11 protein-coding genes are annotated in these 20,103 nt (G+C 57.0%); 4 read left to right on the plus strand and 7 right to left on the minus strand.

Annotated features, from left to right (window positions below; translation table 11 throughout):
* The first annotated feature begins 8 nt into the window (after nucleotides 1-8).
* Both ppk2 and chrA read left to right on the plus strand, forming a co-directional pair.
* The gene (gene ppk2 / locus FEZ62_RS10565; RefSeq protein WP_172927620.1) at nucleotides 9-932 is read left to right on the plus strand and encodes a polyphosphate kinase 2; all 924 of its coding nucleotides are present in this window, start codon (nucleotides 9-11) and stop codon (nucleotides 930-932) included.
* A 107-nt stretch (nucleotides 933-1,039) separates the two neighbouring features.
* Nucleotides 1,040-2,236 (plus strand): chromate efflux transporter, encoded by a 1,197-nt coding sequence (gene chrA / locus FEZ62_RS10570; RefSeq protein WP_172927621.1) that lies wholly within the window; start codon nucleotides 1,040-1,042, stop codon nucleotides 2,234-2,236.
* Nucleotides 2,237-2,249: 13 nt separating this feature from the next.
* Here the strand turns inward: chrA and FEZ62_RS10575 are convergent, their stop codons facing one another.
* The 5 genes from FEZ62_RS10575 to FEZ62_RS10595 form a co-directional block, all read right to left on the minus strand.
* Nucleotides 2,250-3,887, minus strand: a complete 1,638-nt coding sequence (locus FEZ62_RS10575; RefSeq protein WP_172927622.1) for a diguanylate cyclase — start codon at nucleotides 3,885-3,887, stop codon at nucleotides 2,250-2,252.
* Entirely contained in the window at nucleotides 3,880-4,266 is a 387-nt protein-coding gene (locus FEZ62_RS10580) for a response regulator (RefSeq protein ID WP_069902259.1), read from the minus strand. Before FEZ62_RS10580 ends, FEZ62_RS10575 begins: the two co-directional genes overlap by 8 nt.
* Entirely contained in the window at nucleotides 4,259-7,174 is a 2,916-nt protein-coding gene (locus tag FEZ62_RS10585; RefSeq protein ID WP_172927623.1) for a CHASE domain-containing protein, read from the minus strand. Before FEZ62_RS10585 ends, FEZ62_RS10580 begins: the two co-directional genes overlap by 8 nt.
* Nucleotides 7,174-12,333, minus strand: coding sequence for a PAS domain S-box protein (locus tag FEZ62_RS10590; RefSeq protein WP_172927624.1), 5,160 nt, complete (start codon nucleotides 12,331-12,333; stop codon nucleotides 7,174-7,176). Before FEZ62_RS10590 ends, FEZ62_RS10585 begins: the two co-directional genes overlap by 1 nt.
* A gap of 216 nt (nucleotides 12,334-12,549) precedes the next feature.
* A complete protein-coding gene (locus FEZ62_RS10595) occupies nucleotides 12,550-14,805 on the minus strand; it encodes a GGDEF domain-containing phosphodiesterase (protein ID WP_172927625.1) in 2,256 nt (751 codons plus the stop codon).
* A 166-nt stretch (nucleotides 14,806-14,971) separates the two neighbouring features.
* Here FEZ62_RS10595 and desA point away from each other — a divergent pair, with 166 nt between their 5' ends.
* Both desA and FEZ62_RS10605 read left to right on the plus strand, forming a co-directional pair.
* Nucleotides 14,972-16,159 carry a delta-9 fatty acid desaturase DesA gene (desA, locus tag FEZ62_RS10600; protein ID WP_172927626.1) on the plus strand — a complete coding sequence of 396 codons (1,188 nt, stop codon included), beginning with the start codon at nucleotides 14,972-14,974 and terminating at the stop codon, nucleotides 16,157-16,159.
* A 498-nt stretch (nucleotides 16,160-16,657) separates the two neighbouring features.
* Nucleotides 16,658-17,920 (plus strand): OprD family porin, encoded by a 1,263-nt coding sequence (locus FEZ62_RS10605; RefSeq protein WP_172927627.1) that lies wholly within the window; start codon nucleotides 16,658-16,660, stop codon nucleotides 17,918-17,920.
* A gap of 65 nt (nucleotides 17,921-17,985) precedes the next feature.
* On the opposite strand, the gene aguA is transcribed toward FEZ62_RS10605, so the two are convergent.
* Entirely contained in the window at nucleotides 17,986-19,083 is a 1,098-nt protein-coding gene (gene aguA / locus FEZ62_RS10610) for an agmatine deiminase (protein ID WP_172927628.1), read from the minus strand.
* A 73-nt stretch (nucleotides 19,084-19,156) separates the two neighbouring features.
* A complete protein-coding gene (gene aguB, locus FEZ62_RS10615) occupies nucleotides 19,157-20,038 on the minus strand; it encodes an N-carbamoylputrescine amidase (RefSeq protein WP_172927629.1) in 882 nt (293 codons plus the stop codon).
* Nucleotides 20,039-20,103 lie beyond the last annotated feature (65 nt).

Below are 20,103 nucleotides of genomic sequence, written 5' to 3' on the forward strand. Positions count from 1 at the left end.
AAGCCGAAATGACAGACAGTGCCAATCTGGACTTTGCCGAACAAGCGCAGCGCCTGCATGCCGACATTCTCGACAGCTTTGATGAAGAGCTGGAAATGGAGCTCGATGATGCGCGCATGGATGCCCAGCTCAGGGAAATGGGCCATGTAGTTCCGCATGACATGAACCGCCGCCTGTACTTCAAGGAGCTGCTTAAGCTACAGACTGAGCTGGTTAAATTGCAGGAGTGGGTGGTCGAGCAAAAGCTTAAAGTTGTGGTGCTTTTTGAAGGGCGCGATGCAGCGGGTAAAGGCGGCGCCATCAAGCGTATTACCCAGCGGCTCAATCCTCGTGTATGCCGCGTTGCAGCCTTGCCTGCACCCAGCGAGCGCGAGCGCAGCCAGTGGTATTTTCAGCGCTATGTGGCGCACTTGCCGGCCGCTGGTGAAATGGTTCTGTTCGATCGCAGTTGGTATAACCGCGCAGGCGTCGAGCGGGTCATGGGCTTTTGCAATGATGCCGAGACCGAAGAGTTTTATCGCAGCGTTCCCGAGTTTGAGCGCATGCTGATTCGTTCGGGGATCATTCTGGTTAAATATTGGTTCTCGATTACCGATGATGAACAGTACCGGCGCTTTCTGATGCGCATCCATGATCCACTCAAACAGTGGAAGTTATCGCCCATGGACCTCGAGTCCCGCCGTTTGTGGGAAGACTACACCCGCGCCAAAGAGGACATGCTCAGCCGCACACATAATCCGCAGGCACCGTGGTGGATCGTTGAGGCGGATGACAAAAAGCGCGCCCGGCTGAATTGTATTCATCATCTGTTAACTCAGATTCCCTATGGTCAGACCACGCCAGAGCCGGTGCATTTGCCGGCGCGCGTGTACAACGCCGACTATCTGCGTGCGCCGGTGCCGGAAGAGATGCTGGTGCCGCAGCGTTATTGAACAGGTGCTGCCTGGCAGGTTGGCGTGTCGCGTTATTCAGCGATATACCACGATTACCGAGTCCGCTATGTTGGCGGAATCGGTAGCGGGCTTTAACAGGGCAGGGCATGCGCGACAGTATTAATCACGACCGGAGTTGCTGGTCGGTTTTCCTGATATTTCTCAAGCTGGGACTCACCTCATTCGGTGGGCCGGTGGCGCACCTCGGCTACTTTCGCGAGGAGTTCGTCAGCCGCCGGCGCTGGCTCAGCGAACACAGTTACGCCGACATTGTTGCCTTGTGTCAGTTCTTGCCGGGGCCGGCCAGTAGTCAGGTCGGGATGGCGCTGGGTTTGTCGCGTGCAGGTTATGCTGGGGCGCTGTCGGCCTGGGCGGGCTTTACGTTGCCATCGGCCATCGTGCTGATTCTGTTTGCACTGGGTATCAGTGAATACGGCGAGCTGGTTTCAGGCGGTGTGTTGCATGGCCTCAAGGTTGTTGCCGTGGCGGTTGTGGCGCAAGCCGTTTGGGGAATGGGTAAGAGCCTGTGTCCGGATTGGCCGCGTAAGTTGTTGGCTGTGCTGGCGGCTGCTTGGGTGTTGCTGGTGCCCTCTGCGTGGAGCCCGCTTGCCGTTATTCTGCTGGGCGCTGTGGCCGGGCTGTTATGGCTGCATCCGGCGCCAAAAGACAGTAGCGATGAGTTATCAGTGAGCGTCAGCCCGCGTGTGGGCGTGCTGTGTTTTGCGCTCTTTCTGGTCTTGTTGCTGGGTTTACCTGTGCTTGCCTACAGCGTGGGCGGGCAGGCACTGGCGATGATTGACAGTTTTTATCGCGCGGGCGCGCTGGTGTTCGGCGGTGGCCACGTGGTGTTGCCGCTGTTGCAGGCCGAAGTCGTCGGCCCCGGCTGGATCTCCAATGACGTATTTGTCGCGGGTTATGGCGCAGCGCAGGCCGTGCCTGGGCCGTTGTTTACCTTCAGTGCATTTCTCGGCGCATCCATGAACAGTTCGCCGACCGGTTGGCTTGGCGGGCTTATTGCGTTGCTGGCGATTTTTCTTCCGTCATTCTTGCTGGTGGCAGCGGCGTTGCCGTTCTGGCAACAGGTGCGCAGCAACGTGCGCGCACAGGCCGCGCTTGCCGGCGTGAATGCGGCAGTGGTCGGCCTGTTGCTGGCGGCGCTGTATCAGCCGGTCTGGACCAGCGCAATCGAGCAGCCGGCCGATATTCTGCTGGCGGCTGCTGCGCTGCTGGCCTTGATGTACTTCAAGTTGCCAGCGTGGTTGGTGGTCATTGGCAGCGCGTTAATCGCCGGCGTGCTGGCCTGACCGGTTGGTTGGGTCAGCCGCCGAGTTGAACCTGATTGCGGCCGTTATGTTTTGCCGCGTACAGGGCTCTGTCAGCGCGCTCAAGTAACTCGCCGGCCGTGTCGGCGCTGCGCGTCATGGCAATGCCTGCGCTCAGCGTGACTGAAAACTGGCCGTCTTTACTCAGAAAACACAGTTCGGAGAAGCGTTGGCGGATCTCGTCGAGAACGCGCAGCGCTTGTTCAGCGTCGCAGTCGGGTAATACCGCCAGAAACTCTTCGCCACCGTAACGACCGAGGCAGTCAACGCGGCGCAGGCGTTGACGCAGCAGGTTGGCGAGCGAGCGGATGACGTTGTCACCGGCGCTGTGGCCATGGTTATCGTTAACTTGCTTGAAGTGATCGATGTCGAGCATCACCACGCTGGCAATCGAAGACTTACGCTGAGTGCGCTCAAGTTCTACCGCGAGCTGATCCTTGATATCGGCATGCTTGAGCAAACCGGTCAGGCTGTCGCGCGACAGCGCATTACTCAGCAGGCGTGCGCGCTGGGCACGGGCAAACACCGTGGCAATCAGGGCGTTATCCGAGATCGGTTTGGTGACGAAGTCATCACCGGCTTTGAGCAGCGCGCTCATCTGCCGGACGATGTCGGTTTCGGCGGACAGATAGATGATCGGGATGCGCAACCAGTCGTCATTGAAGCGAATAATTTGCGCCAACTCGGGGCCTTTGCAGGTAGGCATGTTGACGTCGAGCAGTACCACTTCCGGGTTGAAGTCGCGCATGTGGGCGAAGATCATCGCCGGGTCATTAATGATCTCGACCTGCATGTTTGCGCCGCGCAGAACCAGGCTGTAGCGCGCAGCCAGTTCAAGGTCGTCGTCGACAATCAATACGCGGTAGGGGTCGCCTTGTTGCTGTGCAAAGCAACGCTCCAGGCGATTTTCCAGTTGGGAGAAATTCAGCGGTTTGCAGAAAAAACCCATCGCCCCGGCACGCACAGCCTGCAGTTGCGTACTGAAGTCGTCTTGCGGGGCAACCACCAGAAGCGACAGGGCGTCGTTGCGTTGAGCCTGCAGTTTTGCGGCGTATTCCAATCCCTGTGACTCAATAATCAAGGCGTCGGGCATTTGCTCCCGGATTGCCTCATCCAGCGCTTCGACACTGACAAAGTGGCTGGCGATATAGCCGAAATTGTTCAGCGTTTGACGCAGGTTTTCGCCCAGCTCCACTTCATGTTCAAGGATATAAATGCGCCGCTGATCAAGCGCCGCCTGGCTCACTGCCGTGACGGTTTGTCCACTGGCCGCATTGAGTTCCATGACGAAGTTCTGCTGGGTCATTTCTTCAAGCCGGTCGAGGAAGGCGCTATGGCCCTGTTCCTGTTTGACCAGATGCTCCAGCCATTCGACAGCCTGTAACTCCAGTTCGCGGGCTTGCTTGCCGAGCGTGCCGAAGCCGAACGTGCCGGCACTGCCGGAAAGCTTGTGCAGCTGTTCACGCACGCGAGTCAGCAGTTGTTTGCGATCTTCGGGGTCCTGCGTATTGCGCAGCGTTTGGGCCATGCCTCTGAGTTCGGGCAGTTCGTGTTTCAAACGCTCGGAAAATTTAGCGCTCAATAGTTGCAGGTGTTGCTGCAACTCACTGAGCGGTGGGGTTTTCTCATCCATAAGCCTGACTCCAAATACGGCGAACTTGCGCTGCCAACTGCATGGGGTCGAAAGGTTTGATAATTACATCCAACGCACCCAACGTGCGGTAGTACTCGATTTCATCCGGCTGAACTTTGGCGGTCATAAAGGCCACTGCAACCTGCGAGAGGTCGACAATTGCGCGCAGATTCTTCAGGGTCTGCGGGCCATCCATGTCGGGCATCATCACATCCAGCAGAATAAAGTCCGGCGCAAAGCCCTGTATCTGGTCCAGCGCGTCCTGGCCGCTGGCGCACGTAAGCACGGTGAAGCCGCCAACGGCCTCCAGCGCGACCTTGGCCACCGCCTGAATAGAGGGGTCATCTTCTACATGGAGAATACGGCGTAGTTCAGACATCTTGATTCTCTTTGGCGGTCAGCAGGCGCGAAAGCAAGCCGAGGAAGTGATTGGAGTCGGTACGCGATTTGGCCAGCACGCTATGTACCTGGCCCAGGCGTGCCGCCGGTAATTCGTTTGCAGAGAGCACCACCACGGGCAGTTGAGGATACTGAGCATGCAGTTCATCAAGCAACTCAAGACCGCTGCCATCAGGTAACGAAATATCTAGCAGGACCATATCGAAATGCTCTCTGGTCAAAGATTTGCGGGCCTGCGCCAGGCTGCCGGCAAAATAGAATTCGGCCAGATGGCGACCTTGCTCGGCCACCACGGCACGCAAATCAGCATCATCTTCCACGTGTAATACCCGCGGCCGGCTGGGCATGCTGCGCAAGGCGTGGCTGAGGCTGTTTAACAGGTGTTGCTGATCAATCGGTTTGCCGAGCCAGTCAATTGCCTCGAAGCTGAGGCCGAAATCCAGTTGTCCCTGATGTTCGGTTGCCGTGACCACGACCACTGGCAACGCTTGCGTGGCGGCGCACTGACGCAACTCGCGCAGCAGCTCGAGGCCGCTACCATCGGGCAGGCGCAAGTCCAGGGTGAGTGCATCAAATTTATGCGTGCGCAGCAGTTCGCGGGCTTCTTCCAGGCTGCTCGCAATGCGCACGTTGTACTGGGCTGAGGTGAGCATCTGCTCGAGCAACAAGGCAATGTCCGGCTCGTCTTCTACCACCAGCAACAGCGGCGTGTGCTGATCAGAGTCTTGATCATCCTCTCTAAAAGCCTGAGCGATTGGCAGTTCACACCAGAACGTAGACCCAGCGCCCGGTATCGAGTCGAAGCCGATAATGCCGTGCATGCGCTCAACCAACTCTTTGCTTATCGCCAGACCCAGCCCGGTGCCGCCTTTCTGGCGGCTATCGGTGGAGTCGGCCTGGGAAAATTTCTGGAATATCTGTTCATGAAATTTAGGGTCGATACCGCAACCCGAGTCAGTCACGCTGATGCGCATCCGCTGATCCCGGCGTTCACAGCTCACGTCCACCTGACTGCCTGCGGGCGAGAACTTGATGGCGTTGGACAAGAAGTTGGCCAGTACCTGTTGCACGCGCATTTCGTCGGCACGCACCGTGATCGGCTCACAGGTCTGTTTGCTCAGCTGCACATCGTGTTGGTCGGCATACGACTGATTGCTGGAGATGGCATCATCTATCTGCTTGCTGAGGTCGATGTTTTGCAGGTTGAAGTTCATCTTGCCTGCAACCAGTTTGTCCATGTCCAGCAGGTCGTTGATCAGATGGGACAGGCGCAGGCTGTTTTGATGTGCGATGTCTAACATCTGTTTCATGGTGGCAGGTACTTCGCCCAGTGCGCCGCCGTTGACCAGGCCCAGTGCACCTGCAATCGACGTTAGCGGGGTGCGCAGTTCATGGCTGACGGTCGAGACGAATTCGACCTTCATGCGATCAACCCGTTTGCGTTCGGTCAGGTCCATGCTGGTGCCACTGATACGCGTCGCCTCACCGTGTTCGTTGCGCAAAATATAACCGCGCAGCAATACCGGCACGGAAAATCCCTGGCGGTGTAACAGCAGACACTCTGCATTGATATGAGTTCTGCGGCTCTTAAGCAGCTGTTCGATGGCCGCTAACGTGTTTTGCAGGCTGTCCGGGTGAATCAGCGCATGCCAGTTGTCCGGCGCAGGAGCATTTTTGCTGTAGCCAAGCATCTCCGTGGCACGTGGCGAGGCGAACAGTTTGTCTGTTTCCAGATCAAGGTCCCAGAGCCCATCGTTACTGCCTTTAATGGCAAGTTCAAGGCGCTCTTCACTGCGCCGCAAGGCCTCTTTCTTTTGCCGCAATTGCTCGGTCATTTGTCTGGCGATTGAGCGTGCCTGCTCACCGCGCTGGCTCAGGCTGCTGACCAGAAAGAACAACAGCAGGCTGATACAAATGCCCAGCCAGAGCAGCAGGTTATGGCCCTGCTCAAAACTTGCGGTGAATGCCGGATCACGATGAAACACCAACGTCCAGGTCTGCCCGTAGAGGTCTAATTGCAAGCTGCGGTCGGTCGGCTCCGAATGCTGCGGCAAGCTTTCGTGGCTGTTAAAAAGCAAGCGCTCGGGATCGACTTGCTCGCCCGCATAAATTTCAAAGTCCTGAGATCGCAACGCGCTGCCGAGAATCCCGGTCATCAGGTCATTCATGCGGTACGGGCTGTAGACGAATCCGCGCAGTGCCTTGAGGCGTTCCTGCGGGTTAGATATCGGCATGCCGTGTTGGTACACCGGGACATACATGAGCAGGCCAGCCTGCACTTTGCCTTCGGTTTCCTGAACCAGAGTGAGTCGGTCGGTCAGCCGGCTTTCACCGCTGGTGGCCGCTGCCAGCATGGCCTTGCTGCGCCGTGCCTCGGAAAACATGTCGAACCCGAACGCCGCCAAATTTCGCCCGCTGAAAGGCTCTAGGTAGATGATCGCGCTGCGCCATTGGCGCTCATCTTGCGGGTGAACCTTAAAATCGGAGAAGCCTTCGTTGCGAATTTGGACTTCCAATCCGGTAATTTCATCCGGGCGCAAAATCTGGCTGAACCCTACGCCTTGAATGCCCGGATAACGGTCGCTGAGTTGCAGGCGATCAGTAAAACGCTTCCAGTCCTGGCGGGTGACCTTGTTGCTGGCGTCCATCAGCCCGGCGGCGGCCAGCAGGATCTTTTCATGGTCGACCATGCGGGTGTGGATTTGCCTGCTCAGTTGTTCCGTGAGCAGATCGAACTGCTGTTCAGCGGCCTCGTGCTGGTTGCTCAGGAGTTTGTAGACCATGAAGAACACGATGCACAGACTCAGAATCAGCGTGACCCAGGCCGTCATGTTGCGGCGACTGAACAGCCTGCCAAAAGTGCTGCTGAAGCGATCCGATAATCTCATCACACTGATCGCTCCTGTAGAGGCAAGGTAAACCAGAATGTACTGCCTTGTTCTTCGACTGACTCGAAACCGATGCGGCCATTCATTTGTTCGATGAGTTCCTTGCTGATTGCCAGACCCAGCCCGGTCCCGCCTTTCTGACGGGTGCTGGTCGAATCTGCCTGCGAGAATTTACTGAAGATCCGCGACTGGAATGCCAGCGGAATTCCGCTGCCGTGATCGCGCACCGCAACGCGAACGGATTGTTCGGCCTGAGTGACACGAACCTCAACAATGCTGTCGGGATGTGAAAATTTGGCTGCATTCGATAATAGATTAGCCATTACTTGCAGCAGTCGCTGCGCATCTATCGATACCCAGTCATTGGCGCATTGCTCAACCTGAACCAGCTGCACTTTGTATTGCTGCGCGTAGGGCTGGTTGAGCGCAATGCTTTTTTCAATCAGTGGCTGCAACGCCTGAGGCAGAAACTGAAAACTCATTTTCCCGGCGACCAGTTTTTCCATGTCGAGCAAGTCGTTGATCAGCATGCCCAGGCGCGCGCTGTTGTCGGCGGCAATTTGCAGCATTGATTGCATAGTCTGCGGGACTTCACCGAGTGCACCGCCGTTAATCAATCCTAAAGAGCCGGCAATGGCCGTCAGTGGGGTGCGCAGTTCGTGGCTGACGGTCGAGACGAACTCGGTCTTCATCTGTTCGATGCGTTTGCGCTCACTGATATCCCGAATCACCGCAATCAATCGTCGTTCGCCCTGATGGTGAATTTCAGACACTGCAACTTCCATCACGAACACTTCACCGCTGCACTTGAGCCCTATATGTTCGCGGGTGTTTCCGGTCAGCTCAGAGAGCTCAGCAAGCAGTTCTATCGCTGGTTTTGTTGGGGCATCGCTGTCCCGTACAGGCGGCATGAGCGTGTTGAAAGGTTGGCCGATAATGGCCGCCGGACTGTAGCCGAAAATGTGCTCGGCAGCCCGGTTGAAGGTTTCAACAATGCCCTGATTGTCCAGCGTGATAATGGCATCGACGACGTTGTTAAGCAGCGTGCGCAAGTAATGCTCACGCTCGCGAATGGCCATTTCGTCGGCGACCCGCTGGGTGAAATCCTGGATTTGCGAAACGAAGTGCAAGGCTTGCCCCTGACTGTTGCGCACCAGTGAGACGCTGAGCAATATCCATAGCGTTTTGCCCTGGCTGTCGAGATAGCGCTTTTCTATCTGGTAGGCGTTTGATCGCCCGGCAAGCAAATCGCGAATATTTTGTGTGTCGCTGGTTCTGTCTTGCGGATGGGTAATCTGCGCAACCGAGGTAGTGAGCAAGGTCTCACGGTCATACTTAAGAATGCGGCAAAGCTCGTCATTCACCTCGATCAGCTCACCGCTGATTGAAACCAGAGCCATGCCTTGCGGTGCGGTGCTGAATGCACTGCTGAAGCGTTGCTGGCTAACCTGCAGTTCATCTTCTACCGCCTTGCGGGTGCTGATGTCCCAGATGAATCCGTTGATCCACAGCAGGTTGCCCTCGCTGTCGTACTCACCCCGACCCTTTTCACGCACCCACACGGCATGGCCATCGGCATGCACGAGGCGGTAGGTCAGTTCGAATGCTTTGCGCTGGGCGATCGACTCGACTGCATTACGCGTTGTTTCCATGTCATCCGGATGAATCAGGCTGGAAAAACTACGCTTATGGTTGTCGATCAGGTCGCTTGCCGGATAGCCGCTGATGGTTTCAATTTCGCCACCGATGTAACGCATCGTCCATTGCGCGTCGTTGTCACAGCGATAAATAACACCTGGCAGGTTGGCGACCATGCTGCGAAAGCGCTGCTCGCTTTTTTGCAGGGCGTGGGTGGTGAAATGCAGTGCGCTGATATCGCTCCCGACTCCCAGAAAACCAGTGACATGCCCGGCGCTGTCGGTGATTGCGCTGACAGTCAAGTTGATGATCAGCGCCTGTCCGCTTTTGTGTTGGTAGGTCCATTGGCGTGTTTCGGATTCGCCGGCACGCGGCAGGTGAGTCAGCACGTCAAAGCCTTCGACGACAATGCCGGACTCAGCGTTCAGCTCGCGGGCGCGCTGGTCAATTTCGCTTTTCAGGTGAAACAGCAATGGGGTGTGCACGCCGATTACGTCGTCAGCCTGATAGCCGAGCAGGCGTTCCGCGCCGGTGTTGAACAGGGTGATCAAGCCCTCGGCGTCAGTGGCAATGACTGAAACGCCTATGGCCGAGTCGAGTACGGTCTGTAAATAGCGGCGGGCCTGTTGGGTTTCCTGCTCACGAATCTTTTGCTCACTGATGTCCGTATGCGTCCCGTACATCATCAGCGGCTGGCCATCGGCGGTTGAGCTTTCGAGGCGCCCGCTCGACTGCACCCACACCCAGTGGCCCGCCTTGTGGAGCATTCTGCATTGCACGCTGTAGTACGCCGTTTGCCCGCTGAAGTGTTGCTCAAGCAAGGTTTGCGCGTGGCGGCAATCATCCGGGTGATTCAAGCTGAGCCAGGTGTTGATCGTTACCGGCTCAAGCTCGTCCAGCGAGTAGCCGAGAATACTCGCCCAGCGTTCATTGATGACGGTTTCGCCGGTCTGCACATTCCACTGCCAGGTGCCCAGTTGGGTGCCTTCGATCACGTTCGCCAGCCTTTGGCTCTGAACTTTGCTGATGGCTTCGGTTTCCATCCGCTCAGTGATGTCCTGCACGGTGCCTGTCAGTTTGAGCATTTCGCCTTGCTGATTGGCTTGTAGCTTGGTGGTGCAATGCACCCAGCGCACTTGCTGATCGGCGCGGATAATCCGGTAACTGATCGCCACCGGCTCACCCGCACGCGCCTGCTCGTTGCTCTTGTCTACACGCACGCGGTCTTCCGGATGTACGTGCACCAAGGCATCGTCCATGCTCGGTTTGTATTGCCCGGGAGCGATGCCCAGAATTTGGTAAATCATGCCCGACCAGAACAGCTCTCTGGTTTCGAGATCGGCTTCCCAATGCCCCAGCTTGGCCAGTTGCTGCGCCTCATCAAGTCGCGCCAACAAGGTTTGTTTGGCTTGTTCCTGCTGTTGGCGCTCCAGCGTGCTGCCCACCCAGCGGGCAAACAGGCGCATGAACTCGCGGTCGGATTCGTCGAATGAAGTGGGGTGTGGCTCGCTGCAGGAGAAGTTGAGTGTGCCGTAACGCTGGCCGTTCACCCAGATAGTCGCACCAATGTAGCTTTCCAGTGCAAACAGTTCGTAGCAGGGATGGGTTGCATATACAGATACCTGCATGGCCTCGATTGCGAGCACGCCGTCTTGTTGCATCGTCAGGTTGCAATAGGTATCGCCCAGGGGAAAATGCTGACCGTCGTACAGCTCATTTTTGGGCGAGACTTGCACCTTTATCGTGTAGGTCTGGTCCTCGATCTGGCTGATAATTGCCAGTGGCATACGGTAAAAGCTCGCGCCCAGTTGCAAGGCTTTGCGCAGTTGGTGTTGAGTACCATTACCCGATAACGCGGCGATTTCATTGAGTGCGTGCAAGGCTTGTTGCTGGCGCTGCATGCGCAGGTTGGCATGCTCGCGTTGAATGTCGCGCTGCAAGGCGGCGAGCAATTGCGCCAGAGTCGATAACAGCGGCTGCAATTGCTCAATCAACTCGTTCGAATAGCCTTCTGTGCGGTTGACCAGCCCCAACAGACCGATGATCTCACCCTGATGCTGGATTGGCAGGCTGAGCAATGAGCTGATTGCCTGTGGCTCATCGTTCACCGGTTGCTCAGGTTGATTGACGCGTAACTGGCCACCGCTGATAGCCGGCTCCAGCAGTTGCTCCAGCGTGCGCTGTTGCGGATGCTCATCGTCCTTGAGCCAGTAGCAGTTATCGGCTTCGCCCAAGCGGCTGTCGTGGCGCGCAAGGGTGCGCAACATTGTCGAACCGTCGTCAGTCTTGAGGACTTCGCCAATCATGCCGGCCTGGCTTCTGGTCAAGCCGATGATGCGTTGCAGCAGCGCGGCAAAAGCAGTTTGTTGGTTCTGTGTGTCGATGTAGGCTGACTGCGCTTCGGTGATGATGGTCAGCAGCTCGCGTGAGTACTCGCTTTGCTGGTGCTTCTGTTGCAGCGCATGCTGGTGGCTGAGCATCATTGAGCGGGTACTGTTGCGGGTTGCCAGAAGTAGCAGCAATAACAGCGCTTCAGCCCCCAGCCAGGCAAAAATCCATTTGCCGACCAGCCACTGGTTATCACTGATGTGCAGTGCATACAGGTCGCTGATGTCGCGCCACACCAAGGCATAGGCGTTGATGGGCGCCGGGGCGAGAGCGCTGGTCGAATAGCCGGACAGCGGTACCTGATTGAGCAAGTAGGTGCGGCCATTGTCTTCAAGCAGCTTCAGCGTGTTGTCTGCGGAAGGTTTTGGCAATGCTGCGCGCTGTTGCCAGTTCAAAACCTGATCACGTGAATGGCTGATGATTTTCCACTGTGCCTCCGGCGAGCCGCTGGTGCCTGGCAGCTTACCGAGCAAGGCCACGCCAGCATCCAGCTCCTGATCGAGTTGCTTGATATTGGCTTGCAAGCCGAGTTGCACTTCGACGGCACCGACCGTGGTTTCAATTTTGAGGTTCGGCACATGCAGCGGCGTGATGGCGCTGATGGCAAATTGGTGTTCAGTCAGGTTAAGGCCGGCCACACTGCGTTGGCTGGTCAGTGCATCGCTGAGCATTTGTTTATGGGTGATCTGCTCGCCGCCAGACCGCGCTGGAATCTGCAGGAACATCTCGCCCTGAGGTGCCAAGAATATCAGCAATTGAAACTGCTGGTATTGCTGCATGCCGCGCCAACGTGGTGTCAGTCGAGTCTTGAGCTGGCTGCGAATGCTGTCGAGGTAGCGCTGGTTGAACTCGCCTTGGCGCAGCGAGTGGGCCTGTCGCACCAGCTCGGTTACCCATGAGTCGGCGGCGATGGTTTGCGCGAGTATTTGTGCCTGTTGCTGTTGCGCGGTTTGTGCGCTTTGCAAGGCAAGTTTTTGCAACTCGCCCTGTTTGGCAATCTGTAACTGCCACAGGGCTTCGCGTTCTTGCAGGGCATGCCAGCCAAGCACACTGAATAGCAACGCCAGAGCCAGGCTACCAAGACCGACGATGCGCCGGGTTGTGGTGGGACGTTCTGTGGTGGTTGACCGCATACTGCAACTTCCCCAGTGCACGTTTGAGCTGTAATGCCAATGCCGCATTCTCAAACTTTAAGCAGCCCTGCCTGGAGTCCGGCAATGGCTTTATTTGTCTGGAATCATGCCTGCTCGGGCGCGCTTTGGGCAGTGCTGTTTATGCTTTTTGTGGCGTGGCGCGGGCAATCGCTGTAATTACTTCACGTCTGCTCACGCTTGATGTTGCTCAGTTGCTCAGTTGCTCAGTTGTTCGGCGAAGGCTGGTGCTGGCATCGGCCGACCGAATAGATAGCCTTGCGCACTGTCACAGCCGCAGGCTTTGAGAAACTCAGCCTGCTCCAGATGCTCGATTCCCTCGGCCAGAACCTGCATGCCCAGGCTGTGCCCAAGGCCAATAACTGCGCGGGCGATGGCCTGGTCGTCTTTGTCGTGCGGCAGGCCTTGAACAAAACTGCGATCGAGTTTCAGTTTGTTCACTGGCAGCCGTTTAAGCCGCGCCAGTGAGCTGTAGCCCGTACCGAAATCATCGATCGATAGATTAATACCCAAGGCGCGCAGCTTGTGCAGATGCTCCTGTGCAAGCGCCGGGTCCTGCATTACGGCACTTTCGGTTACCTCAAGCTCAAGGCGTGCCGGGTCCAGCCGGGTGCTCTCCAGCAGTGCGGCAATTTTAGTGTGCAGACCCGGGCGATAAAGCAGGCGGCTCGACACATTGACTGCCATGCGCGGTAACTCAAGGCCTGCGTTACTCCACTCCGCCAATTGCAGGCTGGCTTGATTCAGAACCCAGGCATCGATTTCGCCGATCAGGCCGGTCTCTTCGGCAATCGGGATGAATACGCCGGGCGCTAACAAGCCGCGCTCTGGGTGCTGCCAACGAACCAGCGCCTCGGCGCCGATCAGTTGGCCGGTATGTAGGCTGTGCAGGGGTTGGTAATGCACGACTAGCTGGTTGTTCTGGATGGCATGACGCAGTGCGTGGGCCAATTCGAAACGTTGCTGCGCCGAGTCGGTCAATTCGCGGCTGTAAACAGCAACGCCCTGACGTCCGTTGTTCTTGGCTTTGTGCAACGCCGAATTGGCATTGCGCATGACTTGCTCGAGGCAGCTGGTTTCGCAAAACTCATAAATCCCGATGCTGGCGTTGATGTACAGCGTCTGGTCGGCGAGGGCGAAGGGCGTATCCAGGCTGCGCAACAGTTTGTCTGCCAGATCTACCGCCAAACCTTCGTACTCACTGCCTTCAAACACCAGGCCGAATTCATCACTGCCGAGGCGCGCCAGCGTGACGCCGCTTTCCAATTGATCCAGGAAGCGTTTAGCGACCGCTTTGAGCAAGGCGTCTCCCGTGTTGTGACCGAGGCCTTCATTGATCAATTTGAAGTGGTCGATGTTAACGATCAGTACCGCGCCGCCACGTTGCAGGCGCTTGGCGCGGGTCAGTGCATGCTGTACGCGCTCACTGAACAGTAACCGATTGGGTAGCTCGGTTAGGGGGTCAAAGTGGGCCAGGTGATCGCGCTCGATTTGCGAGCGATGCAACAGCGAAATATCCGAAAAAACCGCTACGTAATGGGTTAGCTGGCCATGGGCGTCATGGATGCTGCGGATGCTCTGCCACTGTGGATAAACTTCACCACTCTTACGCCGGTTCCAGATCTCTCCACTCCAGCTGCCTTTCTGGCTAAGGTCTTGCCAAAGGGCCTCATAGAACGCCGCATCATGACGCCCCGACTTGAGTACTGTCGGGCTATTGCCGAGCACTTCGGCGGCGTCATAACCGGTGATTCGCGAGAAGGTCGGGTTGATATGCACAATCTCAAGGGCCGCATTGGTCACCAGCACGCCTTCCTGTGTGGCCTCAAATACGGCTGCGGCTTGTCGCAGCATGTGTTCGTCGTTGCGTCGCTGGGTGATGTCACTGGCAATTCCGATCAGGCGCTCGGGCTGGTTATTGTCGTCATGCAGTAATTTGCCGAACGACTCGATCCAGCGGTATTGGCCATCGGCATGGCGCAAACGGTACGCCGAATAAAATTGCACTTCGTTCTGATGATCTGCCGCTTGTCTGAGATCTCGACGAAATGCGGGCAGGTCGTCGGGGTGGATTCGCTCAATCCAGGTGTTCGAGGTAAGTTCGTCAACGCCGAGCAAGCGACAATAGCGCGTCGAAAAAAACGCCTCCTGATTGCCCAGATGCCAGTCCCAGTGACCGAACTCTGCCGCCTCAAGCGCCAGTTTAAGGCGTTGCTGGCTGCCTTTGAGCGTGCGCCTGATTCTGCGGTGCTGGGCGTTATAAGCGTGCAGCATCAACCCCAGCAAAAGGCTGCTGAGCAATACGAAAGCCAGTCCCTTTGCTGAGTGCAGCCGTTCAATGTGCTCGGCGGGCAGGTCCAGCCTGCCTAGCAGGTTGTCGCTCATCAGAACCCACGCGCTGGCAAAAATCAGGTAGCTCAGGGTTATTGATGTGGGGGTAAAGCGCAATTTCATTCCAGCGGGCTCACTGTTGGCTTTGAAAGACGGTTTTGCGGATGGTTTGTTTTGTAACAGCCTGATTCAAAAGACCAACTGGTTTTATTGTGCAGGTTAGAGATAATGCACCGCGGACAGCGCTTTGGGCTCTGCCGCGTACTTATTCAAAAGAGGCACACAGCCCATGTGGTACAACGGTATTCTCGACCTTTCGGTCTGGCAGTTGGTAGCGGCTACTTTGGTAATGACGCATATCACCATTGTGAGCGTCACTATCTATTTGCATCGCTATTCAGCTCACCGCGCTCTGGAGTTGCATCCGGCGCTCAAGCACTTCTTTCGGTTTTGGCTGTGGCTGACCACTGCGCAAAACACCCGCGAGTGGACGGCAATCCATCGCAAACATCACGCCAAGTGTGAAACAGCAGATGATCCGCACAGTCCGGTCATCAAAGGCCTGAGCACGGTTTTGCGCAAAGGCGCTGAGTTGTATGCCGAAGAGGCTCAAAACAGCGAGACCCTGCGCATTTACGGCAAGAACTGCCCGGAAGACTGGATCGAGCGCAATCTCTATTCACGTTTCCCCCTCGGCGGTGTGGCGCTGATGGGGTTTATCGATTTGGCGCTGTTCGGCGTACTCGGTATTACCGTTTGGGCCGTGCAAATGATGTGGATTCCAGTCTGGGCTGCGGGCGTGATCAATGGCCTGGGCCATGCTGTCGGTTATCGTAACTTTGAATGCCGTGACGCCGCGACCAATCTGGTGCCGTGGGGCATTTTGATTGGCGGTGAAGAACTGCATAACAACCATCACACCTACCCGAACTCGGCCAAGCTTTCGGTCAAGAGCTGGGAGTTCGATATGGGCTGGGCCTGGATCAAGCTGCTGAGCTTCTTCGGGCTGGCCAAAGTCCAGCGTGTCGCGCCAATTGCCCACCGTGTCGCGGGTAAAGGCAGCATGGACATGGACACCGCGATGGCCATTCTCAACAACCGTTTCCAGATCATGGCGCAGTACCGCAAGCTGGTGATCGGGCCGTTGGTGAAGCAGGAACTGGCCAAGGCCGATGCGTCGGTGCGTGACCACTTCTACCGCGCCAAACGCCTGTTGTCGCGTGAGCCGAGTCTGCTCAAGGACCAGCAACAAGCGCGCATCGACCGTATGCTCGAGCACAGCCATGCGCTCAAGGTGATCTATGAGAAGCGCCTGGCGCTGCAAATGATCTGGGCCAAAACCAGCACCAACGGCCACGACATGCTCGAAGCGATCAAGCATTGGATTCATGATGCAGAAGCCAGCGGTATTCATTCGCTGCGTGAGTTCGCCGAGCAGCTGAAAACCTACTCGCTGCGTCCGGCAACGGCTGCCTGATCCTGCGCGTGTTGAAGACCCGGCCACGTGCCGGGTTTTTTATGCGTTGGATAAAACCTTGGAAAACGCGTATTGGCGGATTTTCGCCGGTTTGGGGTGTTTTGTAGGCGGTAATCCGCCGATGACAAAGCCGTATTGCGGCGCTCTAGCACGCCGGTTCTGGTTGTAATGCGCAGAAACATTGAGCAACTATCGAAAGTTCTGGTCTTGGCACGCAATCTGCCATGTGTTTGTCATAAATAAGCCGCCGAGCGGCCGGCAAACAATAAGATCAAGAGACATTTTTCCGATGACTATTGCCTGTTCTTACTGCTGTCCTCACGTATTTCACGTGCCTGGCTCATTGCCCGCGCGCTCAGTGCCGTACCCCGTTTACTGACCTCACAAGCAACTTACCGACGGGCCTTTACCGGCTTTGAAGCGGCGAGTGCGTGTGTGCCTGGTAAAAGCCAGCTGTCCTTTGTCTGGCATTAAAACCTTACTACTGGAGAACAATAAATGAAGAAGACCTCCCTGGCGCTGGCCGTTACTGCGGCCTCCTTGGGTCTGGCCTTGAGTCAAACTGCCCACGCTGAGTTTTTTAAAGACAGCAAAGCCTCACTCGAGGCGCGTAACTTCTATTTCAACCGCGATTTCCGCGACGAAGGCGCCAGCCAGTCGAAGTCGGAAGAATGGGCTCAGGGCTTCATCCTGCGTGCAGATTCGGGCTACACCGAAGGCACCGTCGGCTTTGGTGCTGATGCAATCGGCATGTTCGGCTTCAAGCTGGACTCGGGTGACGGCACAGCGGGCAGCGGCTTGCTGGTTCCGGATCGCTCGTCTGGCGGCTCGCAGGACAACTTCTCTGGCCTGGCAGTAGCCGGTAAAGCCAAGATTTCCAAGAGCGTGCTGAAGATCGGTAGCCTGCAGTACAAGAACCAGGCGATTGCCTCGAGCGATGGCCGTTTGTTGCCTCAGGTATTCAGCGGCGGTCAGTTGGTTTCTCAGGAAATCGACGGCCTGACCCTCGATGCAGCGCACATTCGCGAAGTGAACAACCGCAACTCGAATGACTACGAAGACATCACCGTCACCAACGGCAAAAGCCGTGGGATCACCGTCACGGGCGGCGCCACCACCGACTCGTTCGACTATGTTGGCGGTAAGTACGCGATCAACAAAGAACTGGCTGCCGGTTACTACTATTCCAATCTGGAAGAGTTTTACAAACAGCACTCTTTCAACCTGACTCACGCTTGGGCGATTGCTGCCAATCAGAGCCTGAAGACAGATCTGCGTTATGCACACTCGACTGACGACGGTCGTAGCACCATCGACAACGATGCTTACGGCATCATGTTGACCTACGGTCTCAGCGGCCACAGCTTCGGCCTGGGCTACCAGAGCATGACTGGCGACAGCGGCTTTGCCTACGTCGGCAACACTGACCCGTTCCTGGTCAACTATGTCCAGATCAGTGACTTCGCCAACAAGGACGAGAAGTCCTGGCAGGCGCGTTACGACTTCAACTTCGCCTCTGTCGGCGTGCCGGGCCTGACGTTCATGACCCGTTACCTCAACGGTGACAGCGTTGATACTGGCGTTGCCAACGCTGCCGAAGGCAAAGAGTGGGAGCGCAACACCGAGCTGATGTACATCTTCCAGGACGGCGCGCTGAAGAACCTTGGCGTGCGCTGGCGCAACGCGACTGTGCGCTCGAACTTCGCGAAAGACATCGACGAAAACCGTCTGATCGTCAGCTACACCCTGCCGTTGATGTAAGTCGGCAATCAGATGCAAAAAACCCAGCAGATGCTGGGTTTTTTGTTGCCTGCGATTTGGACGACTTAGCCGGCCGGTTGCTGCTGGGTGATGCAGTGGATGTTGCCACCGCCCAACAGAATTTCGCGCCCTGGCACCATGACTACGCGGTGCTCGGGGAAAACCCGGCTGAGGATTGCTTCGGCCTCGGCGTCCATCGGGTCGTCGAAGCGCGGGGCGATAATGCCGCCGTTCACAATCAGGAAGTTGACGTAAGAACCGGCAAGGCGAACTTCCGGGCTGCGCTCTTGCGAACCTGCTACCAGATCAACGCCTGCACATTCTTCTTCGGTGGCGTGCAGCGGGCCGGGAATTGGCATCTTGTGCACGATCAGCTCGCGGCCTTTGGCATCCTTGGTCGCTTGCAGTACGCGCATGGCTGCCTGGCAGCGCGCATAGTTGGGATTGCTCTCGTCATCCGTCCATGCCAGCAACACTTCGCCCGGGCGCACGTAGCAGCAGAAGTTATCCACATGGCCATCGGTTTCATCGTTGAACAAACCGTCCGGCAGCCAGATAACTTTACCCACAGCCAGATGTTGGCTCAGTACGGCTTCGATTTCTTCGCGGCTCAGGTGCGGGTTGCGATTTCGGTTGAGCAGGCATTCCTCGGTGGTGATCAGCGTGCCTTCACCGTCGACGTGAATTGAGCCGCCTTCAAGCACAAAGCCTTCAGTGCGATAACGCTTGCTGCGCTCGATTTCGAGGATCTTGCTGGCCACCTGATCATCGCGGTTCCACGGCGAATACAGGCCGCCATCGAAGCCGCCCCAGGCATTGAACGTCCAGTCGACGCCGCGCACTTCACCCTGGCCGTTAGTGACGAATGTCGGGCCGGTATCGCGCACCCAGGCGTCGTCCGTGCTGATTTCGACCAGACGGATATTGGCGTGGTCGAGGCGGGCGCGGGCGTTTTCATACTGTTCGGCCGAGACGCACACTGTTACCGGTTCGAACTCGGCAATGGCTTTGGCCACTGCACTGAATGCGAGCTGCGCAGGTTTGCCGCCCAGGCGCCAGTTATCCGGACGTTGCGGCCAGACCATCCAGGTTTGGCTGTGGGGCGCCCACTCGGCTGGCATGTGGAAACCGTCGGCACGTGGAGTAGAAGTCAGGGTGGTCATAGCGTCACCAACACATTTAAGCGAAAAGAAATGCGCCCCGCCGCAGCGTGCGGGGCGCGAATTATTGCGCAAGTTACTCTGACGCCAGTTGGCCGTCGAGAGTCTTCAGCGGGCCATAGAGATTCGGGCGGCGGTCGCGGAACGATCCCCATGCGCTTCGGGTGTGCTCAAATTTATCGAGATCGAAGCTGTGCACCAAAATACCTTCTTCGGTCTCGTTGAGCTCCTCAACCTTGGCGCCGAATGGGTCGGCGATAAACGATGAGCCGTAGAAGGTAATGTCATAGTCGCCTTGTTCTTCACGGCCAATGCGATTGCTCGCCACCAGTGGCATCAGGTTCGCGCCGGCATGGCCTTGCTGAACACGCTGCCAGTGATCGCGCGAGGTGATGTTGGGGTCGTGCGGCTCACTGCCGATGGCGGTCGGGTAGAACAGAATCTCGGCGCCGAGCAGCGCCATGCTGCGCGCGCACTCGGGGAACCACTGGTCCCAGCAAATGCCCACACCGATCTTGGCGTAGCGGGTATCCCAGACCTTGAAGCCGGTATCGCCCGGATTGAAGTAATACTTTTCGTGGTAGCCGGGGCCGTCCGGAATATGGCTCTTGCGATACACGCCAAGGTTGCTACCGTCGGCATCGATGATGGCAATGCTGTTGAAGCGCGCACGCCCCGAGCGCTCAAAGAAACTGATCGGCAAGACCACCTGCAGCTCTTTGGCGACATTCTGAAAATGCGCAATGGCCTCGTTGGTATCGACAGTCGTGGCCAGTTGCAGATAGTCCGGGTTGGGCTTCTGGCAGAAGTACGGTGTTTCGAACAGTTCCTGAATCAGGATGATCTGCGCACCCTTGGCGGCGGCTTCACGCACCAGTTGTTCGGCTTTGGCGATATTCGCTCCGCGGTCCCAGGTACAGGCCATCTGGGTGGCGGCGACGGTTACGTTGCGTGACATGAAGCACCTCTTATTAGTTTTTGGGCAGATCAATAAGCCCCGGGCAAGCCTCAGCGAAATCCGAT

Origin of the sequence: Pseudomonas sp. MS19 (assembly GCF_013277615.1) — a bacterium.
Classification (GTDB): Bacteria; Pseudomonadota; Gammaproteobacteria; order Pseudomonadales; family Pseudomonadaceae; genus Aquipseudomonas; species Aquipseudomonas marincola.